24 protein-coding genes are annotated in these 26,843 nt (G+C 63.1%); 17 read left to right on the top strand and 7 right to left on the bottom strand.

Translation table 11 applies throughout. The features are described from left to right. Positions 1 to 23: 23 nt before the first annotated feature. A complete protein-coding gene (locus tag RO069_RS11600) occupies positions 24 to 1,982 on the bottom strand; it encodes a carboxylesterase/lipase family protein (protein ID WP_328187663.1) in 1,959 nt (652 codons plus the stop codon). A gap of 96 nt (positions 1,983 to 2,078) precedes the next feature. Beyond that, positions 2,079 to 2,990 (bottom strand): alpha/beta hydrolase, encoded by a 912-nt coding sequence (locus RO069_RS11595; RefSeq protein ID WP_328187662.1) that lies wholly within the window; start codon positions 2,988 to 2,990, stop codon positions 2,079 to 2,081. Positions 2,991 to 3,641: 651 nt separating this feature from the next. Between RO069_RS11595 and RO069_RS11590 the strand changes: the two genes are divergently transcribed. Continuing rightward, entirely contained in the window at positions 3,642 to 4,928 is a 1,287-nt protein-coding gene (locus RO069_RS11590; protein ID WP_328187660.1) for a sensor domain-containing diguanylate cyclase, read from the top strand. A gap of 8 nt (positions 4,929 to 4,936) precedes the next feature. Here the strand turns inward: RO069_RS11590 and RO069_RS11585 are convergent, their stop codons facing one another. Next, a complete protein-coding gene (locus RO069_RS11585; protein ID WP_328187659.1) occupies positions 4,937 to 6,730 on the bottom strand; it encodes an ABCB family ABC transporter ATP-binding protein/permease in 1,794 nt (597 codons plus the stop codon). Between the two features lie 117 nt (positions 6,731 to 6,847). On the opposite strand from RO069_RS11585, the gene RO069_RS11580 reads away from it, so the two are divergent. The 15 genes from RO069_RS11580 to RO069_RS11510 all read left to right on the top strand — a co-directional run bounded on the left by RO069_RS11580 (position 6,848) and on the right by RO069_RS11510 (position 24,166). Next, a complete protein-coding gene (locus RO069_RS11580; RefSeq protein ID WP_328187721.1) occupies positions 6,848 to 8,596 on the top strand; it encodes an ABC transporter transmembrane domain-containing protein in 1,749 nt (582 codons plus the stop codon). 116 nt (positions 8,597 to 8,712) lie between these two features. After that, the gene (gene ndhC / locus RO069_RS11575; RefSeq protein WP_328187658.1) at positions 8,713 to 9,129 is read left to right on the top strand and encodes an NADH-quinone oxidoreductase subunit A; all 417 of its coding nucleotides are present in this window, start codon (positions 8,713 to 8,715) and stop codon (positions 9,127 to 9,129) included. Positions 9,130 to 9,201: 72 nt separating this feature from the next. Next, positions 9,202 to 9,879, top strand: a complete 678-nt coding sequence (locus RO069_RS11570) for a NuoB/complex I 20 kDa subunit family protein (RefSeq protein ID WP_328187656.1) — start codon at positions 9,202 to 9,204, stop codon at positions 9,877 to 9,879. A gap of 14 nt (positions 9,880 to 9,893) precedes the next feature. Continuing rightward, complete coding sequence (gene nuoC / locus RO069_RS11565; RefSeq protein ID WP_328187654.1) at positions 9,894 to 11,660, top strand: NADH-quinone oxidoreductase subunit C/D; 1,767 nt, start codon at positions 9,894 to 9,896, stop codon at positions 11,658 to 11,660. After that, positions 11,660 to 12,175 (top strand): NADH-quinone oxidoreductase subunit NuoE, encoded by a 516-nt coding sequence (gene nuoE / locus RO069_RS11560; RefSeq protein WP_328187653.1) that lies wholly within the window; start codon positions 11,660 to 11,662, stop codon positions 12,173 to 12,175. Before nuoC ends, nuoE begins: the two co-directional genes overlap by 1 nt. Continuing rightward, positions 12,172 to 13,554, top strand: coding sequence for an NADH-quinone oxidoreductase subunit NuoF (nuoF, locus tag RO069_RS11555; RefSeq protein ID WP_328187651.1), 1,383 nt, complete (start codon positions 12,172 to 12,174; stop codon positions 13,552 to 13,554). The genes nuoE and nuoF overlap by 4 nt, the downstream gene beginning before the upstream one ends. A 47-nt stretch (positions 13,555 to 13,601) precedes the next feature. After that, positions 13,602 to 16,319, top strand: a complete 2,718-nt coding sequence (gene nuoG, locus RO069_RS11550) for an NADH-quinone oxidoreductase subunit NuoG (protein WP_328187649.1) — start codon at positions 13,602 to 13,604, stop codon at positions 16,317 to 16,319. After that, positions 16,316 to 17,293: an NADH-quinone oxidoreductase subunit NuoH gene (nuoH, locus tag RO069_RS11545; RefSeq protein ID WP_328187648.1), complete on the top strand. Its 978-nt coding sequence runs from the start codon at positions 16,316 to 16,318 to the stop codon at positions 17,291 to 17,293. Before nuoG ends, nuoH begins: the two co-directional genes overlap by 4 nt. A 9-nt stretch (positions 17,294 to 17,302) precedes the next feature. Beyond that, positions 17,303 to 17,872 carry an NADH-quinone oxidoreductase subunit NuoI gene (gene nuoI, locus RO069_RS11540; RefSeq protein WP_328187647.1) on the top strand — a complete coding sequence of 190 codons (570 nt, stop codon included), beginning with the start codon at positions 17,303 to 17,305 and terminating at the stop codon, positions 17,870 to 17,872. Positions 17,873 to 17,890: 18 nt separating this feature from the next. After that, complete coding sequence (gene nuoJ / locus RO069_RS11535) at positions 17,891 to 18,409, top strand: NADH-quinone oxidoreductase subunit J (RefSeq protein WP_328187646.1); 519 nt, start codon at positions 17,891 to 17,893, stop codon at positions 18,407 to 18,409. Beyond that, positions 18,406 to 18,714, top strand: a complete 309-nt coding sequence (gene nuoK / locus RO069_RS11530) for an NADH-quinone oxidoreductase subunit NuoK (protein ID WP_328187645.1) — start codon at positions 18,406 to 18,408, stop codon at positions 18,712 to 18,714. Before nuoJ ends, nuoK begins: the two co-directional genes overlap by 4 nt. Beyond that, a complete protein-coding gene (nuoL, locus tag RO069_RS11525; RefSeq protein ID WP_328187643.1) occupies positions 18,711 to 20,579 on the top strand; it encodes an NADH-quinone oxidoreductase subunit L in 1,869 nt (622 codons plus the stop codon). Before nuoK ends, nuoL begins: the two co-directional genes overlap by 4 nt. Continuing rightward, entirely contained in the window at positions 20,576 to 22,111 is a 1,536-nt protein-coding gene (gene nuoM / locus RO069_RS11520; RefSeq protein ID WP_328187642.1) for an NADH-quinone oxidoreductase subunit M, read from the top strand. The genes nuoL and nuoM overlap by 4 nt, the downstream gene beginning before the upstream one ends. Continuing rightward, on the top strand, positions 22,108 to 23,547 hold the full coding sequence (gene nuoN / locus RO069_RS11515; RefSeq protein WP_328187719.1) for an NADH-quinone oxidoreductase subunit NuoN: 1,440 nt from the start codon (positions 22,108 to 22,110) through the stop codon (positions 23,545 to 23,547). The genes nuoM and nuoN overlap by 4 nt, the downstream gene beginning before the upstream one ends. Before the next feature lie 268 nt (positions 23,548 to 23,815). Next, a complete protein-coding gene (locus RO069_RS11510) occupies positions 23,816 to 24,166 on the top strand; it encodes a hypothetical protein (protein WP_328187640.1) in 351 nt (116 codons plus the stop codon). Between the two features lie 87 nt (positions 24,167 to 24,253). Here the strand turns inward: RO069_RS11510 and RO069_RS11505 are convergent, their stop codons facing one another. Further along, positions 24,254 to 24,547, bottom strand: coding sequence for a hypothetical protein (locus RO069_RS11505; protein WP_328187639.1), 294 nt, complete (start codon positions 24,545 to 24,547; stop codon positions 24,254 to 24,256). Positions 24,548 to 24,908: 361 nt separating this feature from the next. Between RO069_RS11505 and RO069_RS11500 the strand changes: the two genes are divergently transcribed. Beyond that, on the top strand, positions 24,909 to 25,031 hold the full coding sequence (locus RO069_RS11500; protein WP_328187637.1) for a YHYH domain-containing protein: 123 nt from the start codon (positions 24,909 to 24,911) through the stop codon (positions 25,029 to 25,031). A 60-nt stretch (positions 25,032 to 25,091) separates the two neighbouring features. Here the strand turns inward: RO069_RS11500 and RO069_RS11495 are convergent, their stop codons facing one another. The 3 genes from RO069_RS11495 to RO069_RS11485 form a co-directional block, all read right to left on the bottom strand. Further along, positions 25,092 to 25,508, bottom strand: coding sequence for a PaaI family thioesterase (locus RO069_RS11495; protein WP_328187636.1), 417 nt, complete (start codon positions 25,506 to 25,508; stop codon positions 25,092 to 25,094). Further along, a complete protein-coding gene (locus RO069_RS11490; RefSeq protein WP_328187635.1) occupies positions 25,505 to 25,945 on the bottom strand; it encodes a PaaI family thioesterase in 441 nt (146 codons plus the stop codon). Before RO069_RS11490 ends, RO069_RS11495 begins: the two co-directional genes overlap by 4 nt. A gap of 109 nt (positions 25,946 to 26,054) precedes the next feature. Beyond that, positions 26,055 to 26,645, bottom strand: coding sequence for a TetR/AcrR family transcriptional regulator (locus RO069_RS11485; protein WP_328187634.1), 591 nt, complete (start codon positions 26,643 to 26,645; stop codon positions 26,055 to 26,057). Positions 26,646 to 26,843 lie beyond the last annotated feature (198 nt).

Here is a 26,843-nt window from a genome sequence, read left to right as displayed (position 1 = left end):
GCCCTGCGCCTCCGTCAGAGCATCTACTGCTCGGGAATGGTTAACTCCGGAAACGCCTCATCCAGGCCGGTTTCCACCGCCGGGGTCAGGTCGATACGCAGGTAGGTATCGTTCTCCCCGGTGTAGGCGGGCCATTTCTGGCGCTCGATAGCCGGGTCGCCGTCCTTCGCGAAGGAGGCCCACAGGTCCAGGGAAAGCTGGCTGACCATGGCGTATTCCTCCGGATCGATACCCGGGCTGTCGGTGGTGGCGAACTTCTGTGGTGTCGGATCCGGATGGCCGGTCAGGCCCAGCAGATAGTGGGCCACGAAGCTGCCCGGATAGTCGAACATGTAGACCAGCTCGACACCGTGGTAGGCGGAGGTGCCAAAGTTGCGCCAGCCCGCCGGTACATGGTCGAACACGTAGGTGTAGACGTCGGACTCGTTGTACTCCGCCATCCATGGCATGTACCACTTCAGGCCTTCCACCAGCGGCGGCAGGTCACCGGTGTTGGCACCGGCCATGATGGGTACGTCATGGTGCTCGCCGGCCTCGAAGGCATCGCGGATGCCCATGGTCTGGTACCAGCCGTCGATGTTCGGGCGTGCCGCAAATCCGGCCTCGCCAGCCGCTTCCACGATCTCCGGCCAGGGGATGTCCCACATGGCAGCGAGTACGTCCGGCTCATCGGCAACGCCAAGGGCCTCGGCCAGGTTGATGCCCTGCTGCTCCTGGTCTTCCAGCGGGTTCTGCACCGGGATGGTCTGATCGAAGGGGGCCGCCATGCCACTCTGCACGATGGCCTTGTGGAACAGCCCATCCGCCAGCGGCGAATGCAGCAGGGACAGGGTCTTGCCGCCACCGCCGGACTCACCAAAGATGGTGACGTTGTCCGGATCACCGCCGAAGCGGTCGATGTTCTCCTGCACCCACTCCAGGGCGGCGATCAGGTCAAGCTGACCATAGTTGCCGGAGGCACCGTTCTCCGACTCCTCGGTCAGCGCCGGGTGTGCCATATAGCCGAAGGGGCCGAGGCGATGGTTGACGGTGACCACTACGGTGCCCTTGCCGGGCAGTGAGGTGTTATTAAAGCCCTTGGTGTTTCCGGTCAGGATGGAGAACCCGCCGCCATGGAACCAGACCATGACCGGCAGTGGCTCATCGCCGGCGTCCTTGGGTACGGTGACGTTCAGGTAGAGGCTGTCCTCGCCCATGCCGCCTTCGCCGAAGGCTTCGTTGGTGGGGTCCTGGGCGGACTGGTCGGACCAGGCAATAGCTTCACGCACGCCCCACCAGCCATCATGATCCACCGGGGGCTTCCAGCGCAGGTCGCCCAGGGGCGCCTTGGTGTAGGGAATACCGTAGAAACCCCAGGCCTCATCATCAGGCGTGGTAAAGCCCCGCAGCAGACCGAGGCTGGTGGGCACAATCTTGCGGTCGCTCTGGGCCCGGGCCACCAGCTCCACGGCGCTTTCGGCGTTCATCAGGCGTCGGGGCCGGGGGTCGGTGTCGTCAAAGACCGCTTCGCCGGCGGCATTCAATTCCGCCATCAGGTCCATCACCGCCTCGCTCTGGGCGAACTCGGCCGGTGGCTGGTCAAAGGTCAGCATGTCCCTGTACTCGTCGACAATCCGGGAAGCTTCCCGGGACACGTCGATGCCATTGTTCAGGTCACCGTCCTGGTCCAGGGTCTGGATCAGGGCGGCGAGGTTGGTGGCCTTGTCAGTGAATTCCCCGGCGTCCGGGAAATGGTTCCATGCCGAGAGGTTACGAACCTTGTGCAGGCGGGCCAGCCGAATCCTGTCCAGTGCGCCCTTTACCTTTTCCAGGCGCTCGCCGTGATTCCAGGACGTGCGCTCATGGGCCCGGTCCGAGGCCTGGTCGGGCAGGGCATGGGCCAGTGTACTGACACCGCCAAATGCCAGGCCCGTGGCGACACAGGTGGCAATGGTGGTCAATCGAATCTGTTTACAAAGCCGTGTCTTCTGGGGGATCGACATGAATCTCTCCGGTTTGTTGTTAAGGGTAGGGAAAGATGCCGGGACCGACGGCTGAACGGTCCCGGACATAAGCAGGTCGTCACTGCTCAGGAGGTACTAGCCGCCACAGCCCTGGGTGTTGACGAACATCATCGGCAGGGTCAGGTGCAGCATCCGACGGAAGCTGTCCATATCGTGTTCACCCTCGTACTCCTCACGGAGATTGGCCACGCCGTAGTCATTGAGAATCTCAATGGTCGCCTCGGTGTTGCTGTAGGCAATATCGTCGTAACCCGCGCCCATGACGATCGGCGCGTTCAGCAGGCTGTTGGTCTCCGGATCATCCAGAACCGATTCGAACTCACGCTCGAAGGCGCTGCGGGATGTGGAGAACCAGCCGGAGCCATAGATGAACACATGGCTGAACAGGTCCAGGTTGCCGAGGCCCACGTTGAAGGCCACGAAACCGCCCTGGGACAGGCCGGCGATGGCGCGGTTGTCACGATCGGTGCGGACGTTGTAGTTGGACTCCACGTAAGGCATCAGGGTGTCCTTGAACAGATCCACACAACCGCCACTGGTGCCGGGGGTAACCGGGCTGCCAGAGGCACAACCGCTGGTGTCCGGCATGACCACCACCATGGGCTCGATTTCGCCATCGGCAATCATGTTATCGAGGATCAGGTCAGCGCTGCCGCCCCAGTCCTCTTCGCGGCTGGTCCAGTTGGAATCGTCCTGGCCGGCACCATGGCTCAGGTAGAGGACCGGGTAACCGTCAGGGTTGGACTCGCTGTAACCGGGTGGCGTGTAGATATGGGCGCTGCCACCTCCGAAGAAGCCACCACCAAGGCTGACTTCCTCCACATCACCGTTGGGCACCCCCGGACGGTCGCGGTAGTACTCGGTCGCACCCTGGGGCAGCATGGTCGGGGTTTCGGTGGGGCAGGATGCCGGCGCATCATCCGGGTCCCAGTCGGAACCCCCGCCAATACCACCACCCCCGCCAATGGCCAGGGCGGAGCCAGTCATGGTCAGTCCACATACAATTACGAGTGATCTCAGGCCGTTGCGATGCATTTTTTTAACCCTCCAATGGTCGTGTTAAGTGTTGCGACGGAACCGGAATGAAGGTTCCGCTGCGACGGCCCGACGAGTTATAGCGCTGCCCCCGGGGAAGTTCAAAATGTCCGGAAGTTCATCCAGATACCCGATATAGCAGGCGATCATCCGGATATGGGACCAGCCCTTACCAGCGTGAATGGAGTGCCAGTCCGTAGAAACAGATTCGAGTATCAGTTGAAGGGCTAAGCCGTAACCATTGATCGCCAAAGGCGGAACGAATGTTCATTTCGCACTGAGAAAAATGCTCTAACTAATGTCCATGTATGGAAAAATGGAATAAAAAAGACACAGACATACCCGGCGGTCACCCAGGATAATGAACCCTACGTAATGATCCGGCGTCGAGTTTGCAGGTGGTGATAATTCGAGCCTGAATCCCACTTTCAGAATCTGTGAGGGCAGTCACCGGGCGATTACCTGGTTTACCGGGCGACAGCCGCCGCCTGGCTGCCGGGTTCTTTTCCCTCGAAAGGCGCCCTCCGTCACTGTTATCCGTACACGGTGGCGGGTATTATTCGCACCATATGTGATCACAAAACCACCAGATCGGATCCGTCCATGCCCAAAGGTCCCAAACTCTCGCCGGAGGCCAGGCTAAAGGCCATTCTCGACGCCACGCGCGCCGGCACCTGGGAATGGAATCTCGACACGGGGGAAGTGGTATTCAACGATCGCTGGGCCCGCATGCTCGGCTATCAGCCGTCCGATCTGGAGCCCATGACCTATGAGCTCTGGCAGTCGCTCTCCCATCCGGAGGATGTGGAAGAGGCCAAGGCCCGGATGGGCGCCTACCTGAAGGGCGAGACGTCCTACTACGACTGCGTGGTCCGCATGCGCCACCGGCAGGGCCACTGGCGCTGGATCCACACCCGGGGCCGACGCCTGGACGATGACAAGCTCCAGGCCAACTGGGTCTGCGGCACCCACCTGGACATTTCCGAGGAGCGGGAGACCCAGCATCGCCTGCAACGCCTGGCGGAATCTCTGCCCGGGGTGATCTATACCTTTGTGATGGACACCGACGGCGAGTTCCGTTTTACCTATGTCAGCAGGAAAAGTGTTGATTTCTATGGAATCCCTGCGGAAGAGACACTGACAAACCCATCCACGCTGTTCGATATCATCGTTCGGGACGATATCCAGCAGGTCCTGGATTCCACGGTCGAGTCAGCAGAAAACCTCACCGAATGGCGCTGCCAGTACCGGATCGACGTCAACGGCGAGATCCGCTGGATGGAGGGTGTGGCCCAGCCGGAGAAGGACGAGCTGGGCCGTATTGTCTGGCACGGCATGGCCATGGATATTACCGAGCGCAAACAGATGGAGCTTGAGCTGGAACGGCTGTCCATCACCGACGAGCTCACCGGCCTCCACAACCGGCGTCACATGCTGCGGACCCTGGAGGAACAGATCGCCCGCGCCGATCGCTATAGCGACGTTTTCTCCCTGATCTCGCTGGATCTCGACCATTTCAAGCAGATCAACGATTCCTGGGGCCACCTGGTGGGTGACCAGGTACTGCAACGGTTCGCCGGTGTCCTGCGAAGCCGGGTCCGCCGGACCGACGTGGTGGCGCGCACCGGGGGGGAGGAATTCTTGGTCCTGCTGCCCAGTACCGATACCGCCTCGGCCCACCGTGTTGCCAGGGACCTGCGCCAGGCCACGGAGCAGGAGGCGTTCGACAATGGCGAGGGTCAGTCCTTTACCGTGACCCTGAGTGCCGGTGTGGTGACCTGGCACGAAGGCCTGTCCTCCATCCGGGGTCTGTTGTCCCGATGCGACCAGGCGCTGTACGCCGCCAAACGCCAGGGCCGCAATCGAATCGTGGTACCGGGCCCGGAATAGCCGGGGGGCTAGGAGTCTGCATCCTCCTGCTGGCGTCGCCACAGCTCGGCATAACGGCCGCCCGCGGCCAGCAGCTCCCCGTGACTGCCCCGCTCCACGATACAACCGTCAGCCATCACCAGGATGGTATCCGCATCCCGGACCGTGGACAGCCGATGGGCAATCACCAGCGTGGACCGATGCTCACTCACGTCCCGCAGGGCCTGGAGGATAACCTGCTCGGAGACCGAATCCAGGGATGAGGTGGCTTCATCCAGGATCAGGATCGGCGGGTTCTTGAGGAACACCCGGGCAATGGCCACCCGCTGCTTCTCGCCGCCGGACAGTTTCAGGCCCCGCTCACCCACCCGGGTCTGGTAGCCCTCCGGCAGGGATTCGATAAAGCCCGTCAGGTGGGCCAACGCTGCCGCCCGATGCACCTCTTCCTCACTGGCATCGGGGCGGCCATAGGCCAGGTTGCGATACAGGGTATCGTTGAACAGCACAGTATCCTGGGGCACCACCCCGATGGCGGCCCGCAGGCTGTCCTGGGTCACCAACCGGAGGTCCTGGCCATCAATGGTGATGGCACCACGGCCGACATCGAAAAAGCGGAACAGCAGCCGGGCCAGGGTGGACTTGCCAGCCCCGCTGGCGCCCACCACCGCCACCTTGTGGCCAGCGGGGATATCGAAACTGACCCCATGGAGGATCGGGCGATCCGGACGGTAGCCGAAGTGGACATCCTCGAACCGGACCTGACCGCCCCGGGTCTCCAGGGTAACGGCATTGTCGGCATCCTGAACGTCGGACCCCTCACCCAGCAGCCCGAACAGCCGCTCCACGTTCACCAGGGCCTGGCGGATTTCCCGGTAGACAAACCCCAGCGCGTTCAGGGGGATGAACAGCTGGATCAGGTAGGCGTTGATCATGGTGAAGTCCCCCAGGGTAATCTCCCCGACCGCCACCTGGCGCACCGCCATGGCCATGATCACAATCAGCGCGACACCAATGATCAGCGCCTGCCCGGTGTTCAGGGCCGCCAGAGACAGGCGGTTGTTGAGCCGCGCCCGTTCCCACTCCGCCAGGTCCTCGTCGAAGCGCCGGGCTTCGAAATCCTCGTTGTTGAAGTACTTGACGGTCTCATAGTTGAGCAGGCTGTCCACCGCCCGGGCATTGGACTGGTTGTCCAGGGCGTTGGATTCCCGCACGAAACGGGTGCGCCACTCGGTGACCCGGATGGAAAACACCACAAACACCACCACGGCCACCAGAATCGCGACCACGTAGAGGGGGCTGAAGGCGACCAGCAACACCCCCGACACCATCAGGATCTCCAGGATGGTGGGCACGATGTTGAACAGCGTGAACCTCAGCAGGAAACTGATACCCGTGGTGCCGCGCTCGATATCCCGGGCCAGGCCCCCCGTCTTGCGATCAAGGTGAAAGCCCAGGGCCAGTTGGTGCAGGTGACGGAAGACCTGCAGCGAGATCCGCCGCATCGCCCGTTCCGCCACCCGGGCAAAAACCGCATCCCGCAGTTCGCTGAACAGGGTGCTGCCGAAGCGCAGCAGCCCATAGGCAACCACCAGCAGCACCGGAATCCACAGCAGCATATCGGCGGTGGCGGTGGTGTCGAGATAGTCCACGATGTATTTCAGAGCCACCGGCGTGGCCACGGTGGCCAGCTTGGCCGCCACCAGCAGGGACACCGCCAGGGCCACGCGGCCGCGGTATTCCGCCAGGTAGGGCCAGAGCCCGGCAATCACTTTCCACCAGGGCTGCTGGCTGGCGGGATAATCGTCGTCGGCGTAGGCTGCCAAGGGTATGATTCCGTCGTCAGGTCATGGATCAAAGGCGCATCATAGGCCGTAAATGACACAGATACGAACTTGCCGCCCGAAGGAGATCTCACCATCGCCAATCGCCACCGCCGCGCCCTGATCCTGGCCCGGGACTTTATCCTGCCCTACCGCAAGGCCGTTGCCGGTGCCATGACCGCACTGGTGATCACCGCCGGCATCACACTTTCACTTGGCCAGGGGCTGCGCATCCTGGTGGACCAGGGCCTGGCCACCCAGTCACCGGCCATGCTGGCCCAGTCCATTGGATTGTTCTTCGTGCTGGTGATCGCCCTGGCGGTGGGTTCCTTTGCCCGGTTCTACCTGGTGTCCTGGATCGGCGAGCGGGTGGTGGCGGATATCCGCAAGCAGGTGTTCAGCCACCTGATCGACCTGCACCCGGGGTTCTACGAGAAGAACCGCAGCCTGGAGATCCAGTCCCGGTTCACGGCGGATACCACCGTATTGCAGTCGGTGATCGGCTCCACCGTCTCCATCGCCCTGCGCAACCTGCTGATGCTGGTCGGTGGGGTGGTCCTGCTGTTCATCACCAATCCCAAGCTGGCCAGCGTGATCATCTTCGGCTTTCCGGTGGTGCTGATTCCCATCCTGTTCTACGGTCGCCGGGTGCGGAAGCTGTCCCGCCTGAGCCAGGACCGGGTCGCCGACGTTGGCAGCTATGTGGGCGAAAATCTCACCCAGATCAAAACCGTTCAGGCCTTTAACCATCAACCGGTGGACCGGGAACACTTTTCCACGGTGGCGGAGAACGCCTTCCTGATCGCCCGGGACCGCATCCGACAGCGGGCCTGGCTGATGACCCTGGCCATCACCCTGGTGATGGGGGCCGTGGGTATCGTGCTGTGGATTGGCGGCCTGGATGTGATCGCCGGGCGCACCAGCCCCGGGGAACTGGCCGCCTTCGTGTTCTACAGCCTGCTGGTGGGGGTCTCCGCCGGGGCCATCAGCGAGGTGATCGGTGAACTGCAGCGAGCCGCCGGCGCCGCGGCCCGTATCTTCGAACTGCTGCAGAGTGATAATGAGATCGACCCTGCGCCTTCGGATGCGATGCCCATGCCCCAGCCGGTCCGGGGCGACATCGAGTTCCGCCAGGTCAGCTTTGCCTATCCCACCCGGCCGGAGGTGGAGGCGATCCGGGAGCTGTCGGTGTCCATTACCGCCGGCGAGACGGTGGCCCTGGTGGGGCCGTCCGGGGCTGGCAAGTCCACCCTGTTCGACCTGTTGCTGAGGTTCTATGACCCGCAACGGGGTCAGATCCTGATCGACGGCGTCGACAGCCGGCAGGTGAGCCCCGCCGACCTGCGCCACTGCTTTGCCCTGGTGCCCCAGACTCCGGCCCTGTTCCACGGCACCATTGCCGACAATATCCGCTACGCCCGCCCCGACGCCAGCCTGGACGAGGTGATCCGGGCCGCCCGCACGGCCCATGCCCACGACTTTATCCAGGCCCTGCCGCAGGGCTACGACACCCGCCTGGGGGATACCGGCCTGGGCCTGTCCGGTGGCCAGCGCCAACGCCTCGCCATCGCCCGGGCGCTACTGGCGGATGCCCCGATCCTCCTGCTGGACGAAGCCACCAGCGCCCTGGATGCGGAGAGCGAACAACTGGTACAGCAGGCCATGCCGGGGCTGATGGCGGGCCGGACCACCCTGGTGATCGCCCACCGCCTGGCCACGGTCCGGCACGCCGATCGTATCCTGGTCATGGACCAGGGGCGCCTGCTGGATGCCGGCCACCACGACGAGCTGATCCACCGCAACGACCTGTATGCCCGCCTCTCGGCCCTGCAATTCCGGGGCTCCGGGGAAGATGATGCAGGTCATTGATTTTTCCCGTTCATTATTTGCGCAATCGCCAACCCACTGTTAGCTTTTTAGTCAGGGCTTCCTCCTGAAGTCCACCGGTTTTCTCAACGACAGCACCACACTGTCAGGGAGAGCGCATGGCTGACACGGTTACGGATCTGCTGGCCCGGTATTGGGCCACCGGTTTCTTTATCGTCGCCACACTGGGCCTGTGTGCCTTTATGGTGGGCGCCTCCAGTTTGCTGGGCGGGCGTAGCCAGGGTGTCAGCAAGTCGCTCCCGTTCGAATCCGGCATCGTCGGCACCGGCGATGCCCGCCAGCGCTTTTCCGTCAAGTTCTACCTGGTCGCGATGCTGTTCGTGATCTTTGATATTGAAGCCGTGTTCCTGTTTGCCTGGGCCATTGTCATCCGTGAGGTGGGGTGGGCCGGTTTCTGGGGCGCGGCGGTGTTCATTCTGATCCTGCTGGCCGGTCTGCTCTATGACAGCCGTACCGGTGCCCTGGACTGGGCGCCGGAGTCATCCAGCGGCAGGCCCCATCGCCCGGCAGGCTGATCCAGGTTTCCCGACAAGGGCGCGGGCCGGCGGACTCTGAGCCGTCGGCAATGGCGCCCATGGAGGTGCAGCATGTCCTACACACTGACCCGGGCGGAACCGGCACCGGAGGGCGACAGCCGCTATCCGGTCCGCAGGCAGGAACCCGCGGAAGACCCGGTCAAGAGCCAGCTTGAGCGTAACGTGTTCACCGGCAAGCTCAGCGAGGTGCTGAATGACGCGGTCAACTGGGGGCGCAAGAACTCCCTGTGGCCCTATAACTTCGGGCTGTCATGCTGCTACGTGGAGATGACCACCGCCTTCACCGCGCCCCACGACATTGCCCGCTTCGGTTCCGAGGTGATCCGGGCCTCGCCCCGGCAGGCGGACTTCATGGTCATTGCAGGCACCTGTTTCATCAAGATGGCGCCGGTGATCCAGCAGCTCTACGACCAGATGCTGGAACCCAAGTGGGTGATCTCCATGGGCTCCTGCGCCAACTCCGGCGGCATGTACGACATTTATTCGGTGGTGCAGGGGGTGGACAAGTTCCTGCCGGTGGATGTCTACGTGCCCGGCTGCCCGCCCCGGCCCGAGGCCTTCCTGCAGGGATTGCAACTGCTGCAGGATTCCATCCAGGAGGAGCGCCGGCCGCTGTCCTGGGTGGTGGGAGACCAGGGTGTCTACCGGGCGGAGATGCCGTCCCAGCGGGAGAAGTGGCGGGACAGGCGCATCCAGGCCACCGAACTGCGGACACCGGACAAACTCTGACGAGCTGGACAACCATGACCACAGGCACCGTCGACAATCCACAGGCAGACACCGGAAACGGCCACTTGCTGGACCAGTTCCGGGAGGATGTGCTGTATGTGCAGCCCACCCTCACCGGTATGCCCGTGTTCTGGGTACGCCGGGAAAGCCTGGTGGACATCCTGACGCACCTGAAGGAGCAGCCGGCCCCGTTCAGCATGCTCTACGACCTGTCGGCGGTGGACGAACGCCTGCGCAACCACCGGGATGGCCTGCCGGAAGCGGATTTCACGGTGTTCTACCATCTGCTGTCGGTGGACCGGAACGAGGACCTGATGCTCAAGGTGGCGCTGTCGGAGTACGACCTGCGGGTGCCCACCGTAAGCCGGGTGTTCGCCAACGCCAACTGGTACGAGCGGGAAATCATGGACATGTTCGGCATCGCCGTGGCCGGACACCCGCATCCGGAACGCATCCTGATGCCGCCCACCTGGCAGGGCCACCCCCTGCGCAAGGACTACCACGCCCGGGCCACGGAATTCGATCCCTACACCCTCACCGTCAAGGGCCAGCAGACCGAGCAGGAAGCCATGCGGTTCGAGCCGGAAGCCTGGGGCATGCAGCGGGAGCGGGACGGCGCCGAGTTCATGTTCCTCAATCTGGGGCCCAACCACCCGTCCGCCCACGGCGCCTTCCGCATCGTGCTGCAACTGGACGGCGAGGAAATTGTCGACTGCGTGCCCGACATCGGCTACCACCACCGGGGCGCCGAGAAGATGGCCGAGCGCCAGTCCTGGCACAGTTTCATTCCCTACACCGACCGCATCGACTACACCGGCGGGGTGATGAACAACCTGCCCTACATCCTGGCGGCGGAAAAGCTGGCGGGTATCGAGGTGCCGGACCGGGTCAAGGTGATCCGGGTGATGATGGCGGAGATGTTCCGCATCACCAGCCACCTGCTGTTCCTGGGCACCTACCTGCAGGATCTGGGGGCCATGACGCCGGTGTTCTACACCTTCAGTGACCGCCAGCGGGGCTACCACGTTATCGAAGGCATCACCGGTTTCCGCATGCACCCGGCCTGGTACCGCATCGGCGGTGTCATGCAGGACCTGCCCGAGGGCTGGGAAAAGCTGGTGCAGGGCTTCCTGGACTGGATGCCCGCCCGCCTGCGGGAGTACGAGAAGGCGATGATGGAGAACACCCTGGTACGGGAACGCACCCGCCATGTGGCCGCCTTCAACACCGCCGAGGCCCTGGAGTGGGGCGTGACCGGCCCCAACCTGCGGGCCACCGGCTGCAACTTCGACCTGCGCAAGCAGCGGCCCTATTCCGGCTACGAGCAGTTCGATTTCGACATACCCCTGGGCCACAACGGTGATGTCTTCGACCGGGGCCAGCTGCGCATCGATGAGATGCGCCAGAGCCTGCGCATCATCCAGCAATGCGTCAACAACATGCCGCCGGGCGACTACAAGGCGGACCACCCGCTGACCACGCCGCCGCCCCGGGAACGCATGCTGCAGCACATCGAGACCCTGATCACCCACTTCCTGCAGGTGTCCTGGGGCCCGGTACTGGAGCCCAACGAATCCCTGCAGATGATCGAGGCCACCAAGGGTATCAACAGTTACTACCTGACCAGTGACGGCAACACCATGAGCTACCGCACCCGCATCCGCACGCCGAGCTTTCCGCACCTGCAGCAGATACCGGCGGTGATGAAGGGTGGTTTCGTACCGGACCTGATTGCCCACCTGGGCAGCATTGATTTCGTGATGGCAGACGTGGACCGCTGATGATGGCAACAACACCACAGACAACCGGACTGATCGGCAGCGACGGCTTCGAACTGCACCCGGCGGACGAGACCGCCATCCTGGAGGAAGCGGCCCATTACGAGCAGCCCCAGGCCGCCTGCATCGAGGCCCTGAAAATTGTCCAGCGCCGCCATGGCTGGGTGCCGGACGAGGCCATACCGGCCATTGCCCGGGTGCTGGGCATCGGTCCCGCCGCCGTGGAGGGCGTGGCCACCTTCTACAGCCTGATTTTCCGCCAGCCGGTGGGGCGCCACGTGGTCCTGGTGTGTGACAGCAGCTCCTGCTTCCTCACCGGCTTTGACGAACTGAAGCAGGCGCTGGTGGACCGGTTGGGTGTCGACTATGGCCAGACCACCCACGATGGTCGCTTCACGCTGCTGCCGGTCTGCTGCCTGGGCGCCTGCGACGGCGCCCCGGCGCTGATGATTGACGATGACACCTACGGCCCGGTCAACCCGGATGATCTGCCGGGCCTGCTGGAGGGCTACCCATGAGCAACTCCATCACCAGCCAGCGCGATTCAGTCCACTACCGCAGCCGGCTGTTGCAGCCGGAGGCCGACCGTAGCGCCGACACCCATCCGCTGACCTGGCGTCTGCGGGACGATGGCGAGACCGTCTGGCTCGACGAATATCTGCAAAAGGACGGCTACCAGTCGGTACGCAAGGCCCTGGCTGAAGGTGACCCCCAGGCCATCATAGCCACCATGAAGGAGGCCAATGTCCGTGGGCGTGGCGGCGCCGGCTTTTCCGCCGGACTCAAATGGAGCCTGACCCTGCAGGGGGGCGACATGCCCCGGGGCTACCTGATCTGCAACGCCGACGAGATGGAGCCGGGTACCTTCAAGGACCGGCTACTGATGGAACAGGAGCCCCACTTACTGATCGAGGGCATGATCCTCGGTGCCTATGCCAATAACAGCCGCTACGGCTACATCTTCCTGCGGGGGGAATACGTGGAATCGGCCCGGGTGCTGAACCGGGCCCTGGCAGAGGCCCGGGAGGCCGGCTGGCTGGGGGATTCCATCGACGGCAGCGGCTTTGATTTCGACATTGCGGTGCACACCGGTGCCGGCCGCTACATCTGCGGCGAGGAAACCGCCCTGATCAACTCCCTGGAGGGCAGGCGCGCCAACCCCCGGGCCAAGCCGCCGTTTCCCGGCCAGTCCGGGGCCTGGGGCAAGCCGTCGGTGGTGAACAACGTGGAAACCCTGTGCAACGTGCCGGGGGTGATCCTCAACGGCGCCGATTGGTACCAGGGCCTGTCCGGGGATCGCACCGACGACGGCGGCAGTAAGCTCTATGGCGTGTCAGGCCCGGTGGAGCGACCAGGCCTGTGGGAGCTGCCCATGGGCACCACCGGCGGCGAGATCCTCGACCGGGCCGGCGGACTCCGGGGTGGCCGCCAACTCAAGGCCTGGCTGCCCGGCGGTGCCAGCACCGGTTTCCTGCTGCCTGAGCACCTGGACCTGCCACTGGATTTCGACACCGTGGGCAAGGAGGGCAGCCGCCTGGGCACCGGTCTGCTCTCCATCGTCCCCGACAACCAAGGCATGGTGGCGCTGATGCGCAATCTGGAGGAATTCTTCGCCCGGGAGTCCTGCGGCTGGTGTACCCCCTGCCGCGACGGCCTGCCCTGGACCGTCAAGCTACTGTGGGCACTGGAACAGGGGCAGGGGGAAACTGGCGATATCGAATTGCTGGACAAACTGGCGGCGGACTGCGGCCCGGGCCTGACCTTCTGCGCCCATGCCCCCGGCGCCGCCATGCCGCTACAGACGGCACTGAAGCACTTCCGCCACGAGTTCGAAGCGGGGGTTGGCAAGCCACAAGGCGAAGCCCACGAGGATCCGATTCCGGTGGGTCAGGTATAGCAGGCGGATATATGAGCTTCCCCAAGACGACGCAACGGGACTGAACCATGGCCATTATTCATGTGGACGGACAGCAGCACGAGGTGAACGGGGCACACAACCTGCTCCAGGCCTGCCTGTCCCTGGGTCTCGACATTCCCTATTTCTGCTGGCACCCGGCCATGGGTAGCGTGGGCGCCTGTCGCCAGTGCGCGGTCAAACAGTACAAGGATGCGGACGATGACAAGGGCATGATCGTGATGTCCTGCATGTCCCCGGCATCGGACCAGACCCGCATCTCCATCGACGATGAGGAAGCAAAGGCCTTCCGCGCCAGCGTGGTGGAGTGGCTGATGATCAACCACCCCCACGACTGCCCGGTGTGCGAGGAGGGCGGCCACTGCCACCTGCAGGACATGACGGTGATGACCGGCCACGACCGCCGCCGCTACCGTTTCCGCAAGCGCACCCGCCGCAACCAGTACCTGGGGCCGTTCATCGCCCACGAAATGAACCGCTGCATCACCTGTTACCGCTGCGTGCGCTTCTACAACGACTACGCTGGCGGCACCGACCTGGGCGCCTTCGGGGCCAAGGACAATGTCTACTTCGGGCGCTACGAGGAAGGCACCCTGGAAAGCCCCTTCGCGGGCAATCTCACCGAGGTGTGTCCCACCGGCGTGTTCACCGACCAGAGCCATTCCGAGCAGTACACCCGCAAGTGGGACCTGCAGTTCGCCCCCGGTATCTGCCACCAGTGCTCGGTGGGCTGCAATATCAGCCCCGGGGAACGCTACGGCAGCATCCGACGCATCGAGAACCGCTACCACGGCGAGGTGAACGGTTACTTCCTCTGTGACCGGGGCCGCTTCGGCTATGGCTATGTAAACCGGGAGGACCGCCCAACGGTGCCGGAATGGCGGGATTCGCCGGACAGCGACCCGGTGCCCCTGGGGGTGGACGATGCCCTGGCCCGCATCAACGATACCCTGCGCCATGCCCGTCGCGTCATCGGTATCGGCTCACCACGGGCGAGCCTGGAGAGCAATCACCAGTTGCAGAAACTGGTGGGCATGGAGAACTTTTCCACCGGCATCGAGGCCCGGGAGCAGGCCTGCCTGGCGCGGATGGCGGAACTGCAGCGCAGCACCGGCCTGCCCACGCCCACACCCCGGGAGATTGAGGACCACGACGCCATCCTGGTACTGGGGGAAGATCCGGTGCAGAGCGCCGCACGGCTGGGCCTCAACATCCGCCAGGCTGCGCTGGCCCGTCGCAAGGCCCTGGGCGAGAGCATCGGTGTGCCGGCCTGGAACGCCGAAGCCCTCAAGACCCTGGCCCAGGACCGCTACCACCCGCTGTTTATCGCCTGGCCCGCAGCCACGGAACTGGACGACGTCGCCCAAGCCCGACACGCCCTGGCCCCGGACGATATCGCCAGGCTCGGTTTTGCGGTGGCCCATCATATCGACCCGGCCGCCCCGGCCGTGGATAACCTGTCTTCAGACCTTGCCGAGGCGGCCCGGCGCATCGCCGATGCCCTGATGGCGGCAGAGCGGCCGCTGGTGGTCAGTGGTGGCTCACTGCTGTCGGAAGCGGTGCTGGACGCCGCCGGCAACATCGCCCGGGCCCTGGCCCGGCGGGCCAAGCGGGGCGGGCTGACACTGATCCGCCGGGAAGCCAACAGCACCGGACTGTCGCTGATGGGCGGGCATTCCCTGGACTGGGCCCTGGACGAACTGGACCAGGGCCGTGCCGACGCCCTGGTGGTACTGGAGAACGACCTCTACCAGAGACTGCCCGCCGCCCGGGTGGACGCGGCCCTGTCCCGGGCGGACATCATTGTGGCCCTGGACCACCAGCACACCGCCACCACCGCGAAAGCCAGGTTCACCCTCTCCACCGCCAGCTTCGCCGAGTCCGATGGCACCCTGGTGAACCTGGAGGGCCGCGCCCAGCGCTTCTTCCAGGTGTACGACCCGGCCTACCTGAGGCCCGAGACCCGCATCCACGAGAGCTGGCGCTGGCTGCATGTGCTCACCACCAACCTGTGGGGCCAGGAGAGCGGCGATATCACCCTGGATACGGCGATCGGCTCCTGTGCGGCGGACCATCCTGCCCTGGCCGGCATTGTCAACGCCGCCCCCGGCGCCAACTTCCGCATCGATGGCCAGCGCCTGGCCCGGGAGCCCCACCGTTACAGCGGTCGCACCGCCATGCGCGCCAACCTGGATGTTAGCGAACCCCGGCCCATGCAGGACCCGGACACCGCCTTCGCCTTCTCCATGGAAGGCTATAGCGGCTACCAGGAAGCCCGGCAACAGGTGCCCTTCGCCTGGGCACCGGGCTGGAACTCACCTCAGGCCTGGAACAAGTTCACCGATGAGGTGGGCGGACACCTGCGCGGCGGCGACCCCGGGGTCCGGTTGATCCCGCGGGCGCCAGGACCGCACCACTACAGCCAGCCATCATCGTCCGCCGATACCACCGACGGCCTGCGGGCCCTGATCCTGCCCCGGCTGTTCGGCGGTGAGGAAACCTCCTCAATGGCCACCCCCATCCAGCAACGAATAGAGGCCCCCTGGCTCACCCTGAGCCATGAGGATGCCCTGCGCCTGGGCCTGCACACCGGAGACATCGTCAGCCTGGCAGGGGAACGGGCGATGCCGGTACGCGAACGGGAAGACTGGCCCACCGGTTGGGTCGGGCTGCCAGCCGGCGTCATCCCCGGGCTCCGGCAAAGCGAATCCGTCACCCTGCAAAAGGCAGCGGGAGGTGAGCCATGAGCTGGTGGACCCCGCAACTGGCCGCCATCGTCTGGGCCATGTTCCAGGCCCTGGTGATCCTGCTGGGCGCGGTATTGCTCGGGGCGGCGCTGACGGTGGTGGAACGCCGCCTGCTGGGCCTGTGGCAGGACCGTTACGGGCCCAACCGGGTGGGCCCCTTCGGCACGATGCAACTGATTGCCGACATGCTGAAGATCTTCTTCAAGGAAGACTGGATACCGCCGTTCGCGGACCGGCCCCTGTTCGTGCTGGCACCGATCATTGCCTTCGCGTCCCTGCTGCTGTCCTTCGTGGTCATTCCCATCACCCCGGGCTGGGGCGTGGCGGACATGCATATCGGGCTGCTGTTCTTCCTGGCCATGGCAGGCATCAACGTTTACGCCGTGCTGCTTGGCGGCTGGTCCAGCGGTAACAAGTACGCGCTACTGGGGGCCATGCGATCCTCGGCCCAGACCCTGTCCTACGAGGTGTTCATGGGGCTGTCGCTGATGGGCGTGGTGGCCCTGGCCGGCTCCTTCAACCTGCGGGATATCGTCAATGCCCAGGAAGGGTTCTGGTTCATCATTCCCCAGTTCTTCGGCTTCGCCACCTTCCTGGTCGCCGGTATCGCCGTCACCCACCGGCATCCCTTCGATCAGCCGGAGGCGGAGCAAGAGCTGGCGGACGGTTACCACATCGAATACTCCGGCATGAAGTTCGGCATGTTCTTCATCGGTGAATATGTCGGCATGGTGCTGGTATCGGCGCTGATCGTGACGCTTTTCTTCGGCGGCTGGCACGGGCCATGGCTGCCACCGATCCTGTGGTTCGCCCTCAAGACCGGCTTCTTCCTGATGCTGTTCATCCTGCTGCGGGCGTCGCTGCCCCGGCCCCGGTATGACCGGGTGATGAGCTTCGGCTGGAAGGTGTGCCTGCCGCTGACCCTGATCAACTTACTGGCCACCGGAGCGGTGATGCTCCTGGTGGGCGAATAGGGAGGACTTATGGAGAAGACCAAAGTCCCGGTCATACGAACCGTGCTCTGGCTGGTGCCGGCCACCTGGTCCCAGCTGCGCACCCTGGGCATGGTGTTCATGCACAGCTTCCGCAAGCGGGAAACCGTGAGCTACCCGGAGGAGGAGGTGTACCTGCCACCCCGCTACCGGGGCCGCATCGTGCTGACCCGTGATCCGGACGGCGAGGAACGCTGCGTGGCCTGCAACCTGTGCGCGGTGGCCTGCCCGGTGGACTGCATCTCTCTGCAGAAGGGCGAAATGGACGACGGTCGCTGGTACCCGGAGTGGTTCCGCATCAACTTCTCCCGCTGCATCTTCTGCGGCATGTGCGAAGAGGCCTGCCCCACCTCCGCCATCCAGCTGACGCCGGACTTCGAGATGGGCGAGTACGACCGCCAGCAGCTGGTGTACGAGAAGGAAGACCTGCTGATCAACGGCCCCGGCAAGGACCACGACTACAACTTCTACAAGGTGGCGGGCATGGCCATCGGCGGCAAGGACAAGGGCGAAGCCAGCAACGAGGAGGCACCGGAGGATGTGCGTTCACTGCTGCCCTGACACCGGGAGGAAAGCGTAATGGAACTGGCCTTCTACCTCAGCGGCCTGGTGGCAATATTCGCCACCGTCGGCGTGATCACCGGCACCAGTCCGGTACATGCGGTGGTGTACCTGATTGTCTCGCTGATTGCTGTCGCGCTGGTGTTCTTCGCCCTGGGCGCGCCCTTCGCCGGGGCCCTGGAGATCATCGTCTATGCCGGGGCCATCATGGTGCTGTTCGTGTTCGTGGTGATGATGCTGAACCTGAAACCGGACGCGGAACGGGAACAGACCTTCCTGCACCCCCGCTACTGGCTGGGCCCGTCGTTGCTGGCCATGGTCCTGCTGGGCGCGGTGGTGTCGCTGCTGGCCCAGGGCGGAGTGGGGCAGACCATCGACGGCGACCTGCTCACCGCCAGATCGGTGGCCCTGACCCTGTTCGGCCCCTGGCTGATGGTGGTGGAGCTGGCCGCCATCCTGCTGCTGGCGGCACTGGTGACCGCCTCCCATGTGGGCCGGCGTTCGAACCCCCTGCGCCATCGTGGAGGTTCCCGATGAATGGCATACCCATGGAACACGGCCTGATCCTGGCAGCCATCCTGTTCAGTCTCGGGCTGCTGGGGCTGATGCTTCGGCGTAACATGCTGTTTGTGCTGATGAGCCTGGAGGTCATGCTCAATTCGGCGGCACTGGCCTTTATCGTCGGCGCCACCGCCTGGAACCAGCCGGACGGGCAGGCCATGTTCCTGCTGGTGATCACCCTGGCGGCGGCGGAGGCCAGCGTCGGGCTGGCGCTGATGATCCAGCTTTACCAGCGGTTCCGTTCTCTTAACCTCGATGCGGCCAGCAGGATGCGTGGATGATGGCATTGGCGGTAACTCTCTCGTTCCTGTTGCCCCTGGCGGGCACCCTGATCCTGGCGTTCTCCGCCGGTCGCCTGGGCCCCCGGGCCAGTTCGGTCATTGGCGTGGGCAGTGTCGGCCTGGCGGCACTGGCGACCCTGTGGACGATAATCGGCCATTCCGGTGGTACCGAGGGTGTGACCCTGTGGACCTGGATCGCCGTGGGTGACTTCCAGCCCACCATCGGGCTGGCGGTGGACGACCTGGCCCTGGTGATGATGTCGGTGATCACCGGCGTGGGCTTCCTGATCCATCTGTTCGCCGTCTGGTACATGACCGGTGAGGAAGGCATCACCCGCTTCTACGCCTGGATGAACCTGTTCGTGTTCAGCATGATGCTGCTGGTACTCGGCGACAACCTGCTGTTGCTGTTCCTGGGCTGGGAAGGCGTGGGCCTGTGCAGCTACGGGCTTATCGGCTACTACTACCAGGGCAGCGCCAACGGCCGGGCGGCCTTCAAGGCCTTTGTGGTCACCCGCATCGGCGATGTGTTCCTGGCTTTGGGGCTGTTCCTGATCTTTATGGAGCTGGGTACCCTGGACATCCAGACGGTGCTGGCCCGGGCCCCGGAACTTTGGACGTCGGGTAGCGATGTCGCCAACCTGGCGGCCCTGCTGGTACTCGGCGGCGCCCTTGGCAAATCTGCCCAGGTACCGTTGCATACTTGGCTGCCGGACGCCATGGCCGGTCCGACACCGGTATCCGCCCTGATCCACGCTGCCACCATGGTCACTGCCGGGGTCTACCTCATCGCGCGGCTCAACGGCCTGTTCCTGCTGGCCCCGGATGTCCTGCTGCTGGTGGGCGTGATCGGTGCCGTGTCCCTGCTGCTGGCGGCCTTTGCGGCCCTGGCCCAGACCGATATCAAGCGGGTGCTGGCCTACTCCACCATGAGCCAGATTGGCTACATGTTCCTGGCCCTCGGGGTGGGGGCCTTTGATGCCGCCATCTTCCACCTCGTGACCCACGCCTTCTTCAAGGCGCTGCTGTTCCTGTCCGCCGGGGCGGTGATCATCAGCTGTCACCATGAGCAGGACATGGACAAGCTGGGCGGCCTGTGGCGCAAACTGCCGGTGGCCTATGGCGGCTTTATCATCGGTGGCGCGGCGCTGGTGGCGCTGCCACTGGTGAGCGCCGGCTTCTTCAGCAAGGACGAGATCCTGTGGCAGGCCATGGCAGCGGACCAGACCGGCCTGCTGGCGGTGGGCCTGCTGGGCGCGGTGCTCACCGGCATCTACACGGTGCGGCTGGTCCTGGGCACCTTCCACGGCGAGCCGGGCAGCGACCACGCCCGTCATCCCGAACCAGGCACCAACCCCGTCACCCATCACCTGCCACTGGTGGTGCTGGCGATCCTGTCCACCTTTATCGGGGCATGGATCTACCCGGGTCTGGGGGACCTGTTCCCTGCCGCTCCCGGCGAATCCGTCCACACCGGCCACACCCTGCTGCAGGTGCTGGCCATGGGCGCCGCCATCGCCGGGCTGCTGATCGCGACCTGGCTGTTCCTGTGGCAACGGGACTGGCTGGCTGACAAAGCCCGGCATGGCATTGGCGCCCGCCTGTGGACCCTGTGGCACAACGCCTGGGGCTTCGATGCCGTGTTTGACGGGCTGCTGGTGCGGCCCTGGCAGTGGACCGTGAAAATCCTCCGGGTGGACTTGGTCAACCTGGTGATGAACCTGCCAGCCGTGATAGCGAAGGCCTTCAACGCCGGACTGGTGCGCAGCCAGAACGGCCGGGTACGCAGCTACGCCCTGGTGATGGTGTTCGGGGCTACGGCCATCCTGATGACGCTGGCGCTGCTGCCGGGAGGTGCTCCATGATCCTGGTTTGGCTGATCCTGATCCCGTTCATCGGGGGCCTGCTGTGCTGGCAGGCGGAACACTGGGGCGAAAAGACACCCCGCTGGATTGCCCTGATCACCATGCTGTTCGTGCTGGTGATCAGCCTGTGGCTGTGGGTGACCGGCGACTTCACCATGCCGGGCGAGGGCAGCCGCCACTGGATACTGGAATGGCGGGCGCCGTGGATCCCCCGCTTCGGCATCGAGATTCACCTGGCCATGGACGGGCTGTCGCTCATCCTGGTCGCGCTGACCGGTTTCCTGGGGGCCCTGGCGGTGCTGTGTTCATGGCAGGAGATCGCCCACCGGGTGGGCTTCTTCCACCTGAACCTGCTGTTTATCCTCGGCGGCGTGGTGGGCGTGTTCCTGGCCCTGGACCTGTTCCTGTTCTTCCTGTTCTGGGAAATGATGCTGGTGCCCATGTACTTCCTGATCGCCCTGTGGGGTCACAGCGGCTCCCAGGGGCAGACCCGCATCCGCGCCGCCACCCGCTTCTTCATCTACACCCAGGCCAGCGGCCTGCTGATGCTGGTGTCGATCATTGCGCTGGTGTTCGTACACTTCTCGAATACCGGGGAGCTGTCCTTCAGCTACGACACCCTGCGGGGCACCGATATCCCCGAGGCCCTGGCGCCCTGGCTGATGCTGGGTTTCTTCATCGCCTTCGCGGTGAAACTGCCGGTGGTGCCCTTCCACGGCTGGCTGCCGGACGCCCACGCCCAGGCGCCCACCGCGGGCAGCGTCGACCTGGCAGGCATCCTGCTGAAAACCGCCGCCTACGGCATCCTGCGCTTTGCGTTGCCGCTGTTCCCGGAGGAATCCCAGGCCTTTGCGCCGGTGGCCATGACCCTGGGACTGGTGGGCATCATCTACGGCGCGGTACTGGCCTGCGGGCAACAGGACATCAAGCGGTTGATTGCCTACACCAGCATCTCCCACATGGGTTTTGTGCTGATTGCCCTGTATTCCGGCTCGGAACTGGCGATCCAGGGGGCGATTATCCTGATGGTGGCCCATGCCTTCTCCAGCGCCGGGCTGTTTATCCTCAGCGGGCAACTGTACGAGCGCATCCACACCCGGGACATGCGCATCATGGGCGGGCTGTGGGGCCGCATACCGATATTGCCGGGCTTCACCCTGTGTTTTGTGGCCGCGTCCCTGGGCATGCCCGCCACCGCCAACTTTGTGGGTGAGTTCATGGTGCTGTTCGGTACCTTCCCAAGCGCGCCGGTGGTGGTGGTCATCGCCAGTGTCGGCCTGGTGCTGGCGGCCATCTACTCCCTGCTGCTGATGCAGCGGGTGCATTACGGCCCGGAATACCGCCACGGCGCCCTGGCCGGGCCGGACCTGCGGGAATATGGCATGATGCTGGCATTGCTGGTGCTGACCCTGTTCGTGGGGCTCTATCCACAGCCGATACTGGACATTACCACCCCCATCGCCGGGCCGGCCGCTGAGTTGTTCCAGCAGGCGCCCACCGAACTGGCCGATCGCGCAGGGGAGGTGAACTGATGCTGACCCTGGAGAACCTGGTCGCCCTGCTACCACTGATTGTTGTCGGCACCACCGCCATGGTGGTCATGTTGGGTGTGGCCTGGCAACGGCACCACGGTGTCACCGCGCTGCTGTCCGCCGCCGGTCTGATCCTGGCCCTGGCCTGCCTGCCCGTGGCGTCCGGGACGCTGTCGTCACCACCGCTGATGGTCATGGATGGCCTGGCGATCATGGGCAGTGTGCTGGTGCTGCTGTGTGCGCTGGTGACCGTGGCCCTGAGCCATCACTACCTGACCGGCTATATCGGCCCAAGAGAAGAGTTCTACCTGTTGCTGCTGTGCGCGGTAACCGGCGCCCTGGGGCTGGTGGCCAGCGACCACCTTGCCAGCCTGTTCATCAGCCTGGAGCTGCTGTCCATGCCCCTGTACGGCATGCTGGCCTACAGCTTCCGGGCGGAGCGGTCCCTGGAAGCGGGCATCAAGTACCTGATCCTGTCCGCCGCCGCCACCGCGTTCCTGCTGTTCGGCATGGCGCTGATCTACGCCCGCACCGGTCGCCTGGACCTGGCAGGGCTGGCCGCTGGCCTTGCCGCCAGCCCGGACACCTGGACCCTGGCCGGCGCGGTGCTGATGCTGGTGGGCCTGGGCTTCAAGCTGTCCATCGTGCCTTTCCACCTGTGGACCCCGGATGTGTACCAGGGCGGCCCGGCCCCCGCCACCATCTTCCTGGCCACGGTGAGCAAGCTGGCGGTGTTTATCCTGCTGATCCGGCTGGTGATCACCGCGCCCATCTTCGACAGTGAGTGGTTACATACCCTGATCACCCTGCTGGCTATAATCACCATGCTCGGCGGTAACCTGCTGGCCCTGTTCCAGCCCAACCTGAAACGCCTGCTGGGGTATTCCTCCATCGCCCACTTCGGCTACCTGATGGTCGCCGTCGTGGTGGGCGGTGCCATGGCGGTGGAAACCACCGGGGTCTACCTGATCACCTACCTGGTCACCACCCTGGCCGCCTTCGGCGTGGTCACCCAGGTATCCAGCCCCTTCGGCGGCGAAGACGCCGCCGGCCTGCACCACTACCGCGGCCTGTTCTGGCGCCGCCCCTGGCTGGCGGCGGTGATGACCGTGAGCTTCCTGTCCCTCGCCGGCATCCCCCTGACCGCGGGCTTTATCGGCAAGTTCTACGTCATCGCCCTGGGCGTAGCCGACAGCCAGTGGTGGCTGGTGGGCGGCATCGTCGCCGGCAGCGCCATCGGGTTGTTCTATTACTTGCGGGTGATGGTGACCCTGTATTTGCCGGAGCCGGGCATGCGGAGACGGGACGCCACCAATGACTGGGGGAGTCGGGTTGGTGGTTTGACGCTAATGGTTGTGGCTGTGTTGATTCTGGTGATCGGGGTTTATCCGGCGCCGGTTATTGATTGGGTTGTGGGGTTGTCTGGAGTTTCGTGATCCGCAGCGACTAACGCCACTCACTATTGACCGATCATCTATCTCCACGCCCAGTTCCCGGCATTACTGGTATGTCGCTTTTAAACTGGTATATTGAAAACGTCAAATGTGGAGCGCACGATATTACGGAAAGAGCCGGGTCGACCACTGTGTCCTCCTGTTTTTAGAAACTTTATTTTAAGTAGGGTGCGATCTTTCTTGGAGTTATTTGGCGTTCTCGTTTTTCGCAATAATGCGGAAAGTGATCTAATACGCGGTTAATGCTCACATGAATAGAAAGCTGGTGCTGATTTTAAGTCTTCTGTTTCTAGTCTCCGCAGGGCTAAACCTCTATTTATACACCGAGGTTAAGCGGTACGAAGAAGCGTGGGTGGAGCAGATAATCACCACAAGCGAGATTGAGGCCATCCTCAGAAATTCTGGGGCTGATACGTCATTTGAAGGTATAAAACGCTTGGCGATTGACAGGTTCGGAAGCGAGGCCGTTCGCGCTGTGGAGGTATCTGACATCCACATCAAATGGGGCTCTGACAGGAAGGGATTGAAGGTGAACGAGAGCCTACTCCTGTTTAAGGACGGCGTTTACCATGGAAGCAAGGTCAACCTTCCATTGCATTAACAAGTGACTGTAGTGGTTGCGAGATGAAAAAAAGGGGACGGATTTATTTCCACTAGGGCAGCGTCACCAGGATAGGTCTGACAAACCTCACACCTGCCCAATCTGAAGGAAATAAAGTTCAAAAAGCAGATAGCTCAACAGGGGTACAACCACATCAAAGCCAACCCAGCCGATGGCCACCACCGGCGTTCGGCGACTGAACCGCATCACGTCCTTTACTAGCAACACCAGAGCCGGAATGAAGACCGCATAGGCCATCGGGTAGGCGAACATAAACACCCAATCCAACGCGGGTGACTCGTCGATCGATTTCCAACCAAATGCCCTGGCGCTGTATAGAGAGTACCCGACTTCTCCTGCTTCACCAAACGAATAGCTCATGAAAACAACTAGCGAGCAGGACCGGATCCTGTGCCGGTCAGGGCGTACCTGGGACAGTCACTCCCCAAAGAAGACTGAGATTTCTGTCGTAAGACTCAGCGGGAACGACATGGTCGTACGGGGTATCGGTAACAGAGAGTGAGTTGTTCCCCGGGGCGAGTCATGCCAGTCCTTTAGCGGGTCGAAACGGTTTCTGTATAAAACACAGTGGACCACCCTCAATTAGTGTCTACACTAGCTACAGTTGGTCAGTTCAGGAAATGCTACGGCGGGTTCCCTACCTGACCTTCTCTAGAGTTCCAGAGGCAGGTGGACGCTCACTTGCAAAGGAAGGCTTAATTCCAACAAAAAGGCGTTGTTTATGAAAAAGCTAGTCGCTGTTCTGTTCGCTTCCATGATGTTGATTGGCGTAGCCCATGCCCACTCCGGTGGGACCGACAAAAACGGTTGCCACGCCGGCTCCAAGCCTTACCACTGTCATTAACCAATAGAACTGTCCTGGGGAGAAACACTCTCCTCAAGGCCGAAACCAAGGGCTTTTGACTCAGGCCGGTACGGGCACCAGTAGCGTATCGCCTGTAGCGACGAGTTTCTCCACACCGTCGTTGGTCGCATAAAGCTCCGCTGTGCTGAATACCTGCTGGCGCCCCGGTTTGATCACACGCGCGACTGCCCTGAAGCTCTGTCCCTCCGCTGGGCGCAGGCAGCGCACGGTAAACTGGGACGCCAGGACATTCCCGCTGAGTGTGCCGGCGGCAAAGCCGCACGCGGTATCGATCAATGCTCCCTGAATACCGGCATGCAGAAATCCGTTGTATTGCCCGAGTTCTTTTTTCCACTGCAATTGGAGCTCTACTTCCCCCGGCGTAGCCGAAGTTACTTCAAGGGCCAGCCATTGATTGAATTCCGAAAGACGGGATATGTTCTGGATCCTGGCAAGCAGGTCATCTGCATCGTTCATACCCTTTTCTCCTTGTTGCTATTGAGTAGCGAAACCTTGAATACCGCTTTTGCCGTCGCGCAGAGTTTACCGTGAGACAGAATCCTTGCCTCGGCGAAACAGAGCGACTGTCCGATGCGTGTAGGCTCGGCTCTTATTTCCAGCCATTCGCCTTTGCGCGCGGTTCCCAGGTAATCGATACTCAGATTGACCGTTACCAGCCCGCCAACATTGTCTATCTGCCGGGCGCAGCTCAGCCCCATCGCGTTGTCCGCCAGCGCGGAGAAAAGGCCTCCATGCACGAAGCCCCGGCTATTCACATGGGGTGTGTCGGTGTAGAGCCCCAGACTGAAGGTACGGTCCGTGGTCGCTGCAAACAGCGGCTCCCAGGGATCGGTCAGGCCACTACGGCGGTCATGGCGGGAAAATCCGGCGGGCACTGCCTTGTTGCTGTCCATGGAGCCACCTTCTGTCATTTGAAGTTGTCATGTTTTATATAGACCAGTCATTATAATTATCAAGATTCAGGGCTACACGCAATGGTGACGAAACCGGGCAGGCGGTTTCTCAGGTATCAGGGCGGTTCGAGCGAAGGCTCATCAGGGCGGCGATTTCTTCGGCGGATTCGATAATGGGACTGCAATCTTGCGCTACCCTGGCCTGGATCAGGGAGCCCTCCAATACGGCTATTGCCAGATTGGCCAGGCGAACCGCGTCGTCTGGTTTTGCGCCGTCGCTGCGCAACATGTCTTCGAATATCCCTCGCCAGGCCGCGAACCCTTCCCGTGCCGCGAGACTTAGCTCTGCGGACTGCGGTACGGTTTCCAGTATGGTCGTCGCCATTGGACAGCCATCACGGAATGCAGACCGCTCCATCCATTCTGCCAGAAGCGCTGCGAAGGCCCGTAGCAGAGACGCTGCGGTGGTATTTTCCCGGCGAAGTTGCTCCAGAGCGTCGACCGCCATACGGGCAGAAAACCGCAAGGCTTCTTCGCCCAACTGTTCCTTGCCCTGCGGGAAGTAGTAGTAAAGGGAGCCCTTTGGCGCCTTGCTTTCAGCAAGGATCTCGTTCAGACCGGTTTTCGAATAACCATTCTTGCGAAACAGCTTTGCAGCTGCACGCACGATGTTGAGACGGTGTACGGAGCTTGCGGGCATGCGTCTAATCCTGGGCCGAAAGGACTCGAAGGCTGCAACAGTCTATACGCAAACAGGAGATTTCAATAATACGTGTAGAAGTTCAACGGATAGAAGCCAGAAATGACCTCAGGAACCCTTGCCCTGTCTTCGGTCCAAAAAATAGGTTCATCGCGGATTAGCGTGAAAAAGTAGGAGACGGCGGTAAAACCGGTTAGT

It is taken from the genome of Marinobacter sp. OP 3.4 (assembly GCF_036224885.1).
Taxonomy (GTDB): Bacteria; Pseudomonadota; Gammaproteobacteria; order Pseudomonadales; family Oleiphilaceae; genus Marinobacter.
This window is presented reverse-complemented; position numbering and strand designations above follow the sequence as displayed.

Coding starts and splice junctions, on each gene's coding strand:
- RO069_RS11500 (WP_328187637.1), top strand. CDS start 24,909: ATGAAAAAGCTAGTCGCTGTTCTGTTCGCTTCCATGATGTTGATTGGC.
- nuoM (WP_328187642.1), top strand. CDS start 20,576: ATGATCCTGGTTTGGCTGATCCTGATCCCGTTCATCGGGGGCCTGCTG.
- RO069_RS11505 (WP_328187639.1), bottom strand. CDS start 24,547: ATGAGCTATTCGTTTGGTGAAGCAGGAGAAGTCGGGTACTCTCTATAC.
- RO069_RS11490 (WP_328187635.1), bottom strand. CDS start 25,945: ATGGACAGCAACAAGGCAGTGCCCGCCGGATTTTCCCGCCATGACCGC.
- RO069_RS11495 (WP_328187636.1), bottom strand. CDS start 25,508: ATGAACGATGCAGATGACCTGCTTGCCAGGATCCAGAACATATCCCGT.
- RO069_RS11600 (WP_328187663.1), bottom strand. CDS start 1,982: ATGTCGATCCCCCAGAAGACACGGCTTTGTAAACAGATTCGATTGACC.
- nuoH (WP_328187648.1), top strand. CDS start 16,316: ATGAGCTGGTGGACCCCGCAACTGGCCGCCATCGTCTGGGCCATGTTC.
- nuoI (WP_328187647.1), top strand. CDS start 17,303: ATGGAGAAGACCAAAGTCCCGGTCATACGAACCGTGCTCTGGCTGGTG.
- nuoL (WP_328187643.1), top strand. CDS start 18,711: ATGATGGCATTGGCGGTAACTCTCTCGTTCCTGTTGCCCCTGGCGGGC.
- nuoJ (WP_328187646.1), top strand. CDS start 17,891: ATGGAACTGGCCTTCTACCTCAGCGGCCTGGTGGCAATATTCGCCACC.
- nuoC (WP_328187654.1), top strand. CDS start 9,894: ATGACCACAGGCACCGTCGACAATCCACAGGCAGACACCGGAAACGGC.
- nuoK (WP_328187645.1), top strand. CDS start 18,406: ATGAATGGCATACCCATGGAACACGGCCTGATCCTGGCAGCCATCCTG.
- nuoG (WP_328187649.1), top strand. CDS start 13,602: ATGGCCATTATTCATGTGGACGGACAGCAGCACGAGGTGAACGGGGCA.
- nuoE (WP_328187653.1), top strand. CDS start 11,660: ATGATGGCAACAACACCACAGACAACCGGACTGATCGGCAGCGACGGC.
- nuoF (WP_328187651.1), top strand. CDS start 12,172: ATGAGCAACTCCATCACCAGCCAGCGCGATTCAGTCCACTACCGCAGC.
- ndhC (WP_328187658.1), top strand. CDS start 8,713: ATGGCTGACACGGTTACGGATCTGCTGGCCCGGTATTGGGCCACCGGT.
- RO069_RS11485 (WP_328187634.1), bottom strand. CDS start 26,645: ATGCCCGCAAGCTCCGTACACCGTCTCAACATCGTGCGTGCAGCTGCA.
- RO069_RS11590 (WP_328187660.1), top strand. CDS start 3,642: ATGCCCAAAGGTCCCAAACTCTCGCCGGAGGCCAGGCTAAAGGCCATT.
- RO069_RS11510 (WP_328187640.1), top strand. CDS start 23,816: ATGAATAGAAAGCTGGTGCTGATTTTAAGTCTTCTGTTTCTAGTCTCC.
- RO069_RS11570 (WP_328187656.1), top strand. CDS start 9,202: ATGTCCTACACACTGACCCGGGCGGAACCGGCACCGGAGGGCGACAGC.
- RO069_RS11595 (WP_328187662.1), bottom strand. CDS start 2,990: ATGACTGGCTCCGCCCTGGCCATTGGCGGGGGTGGTGGTATTGGCGGG.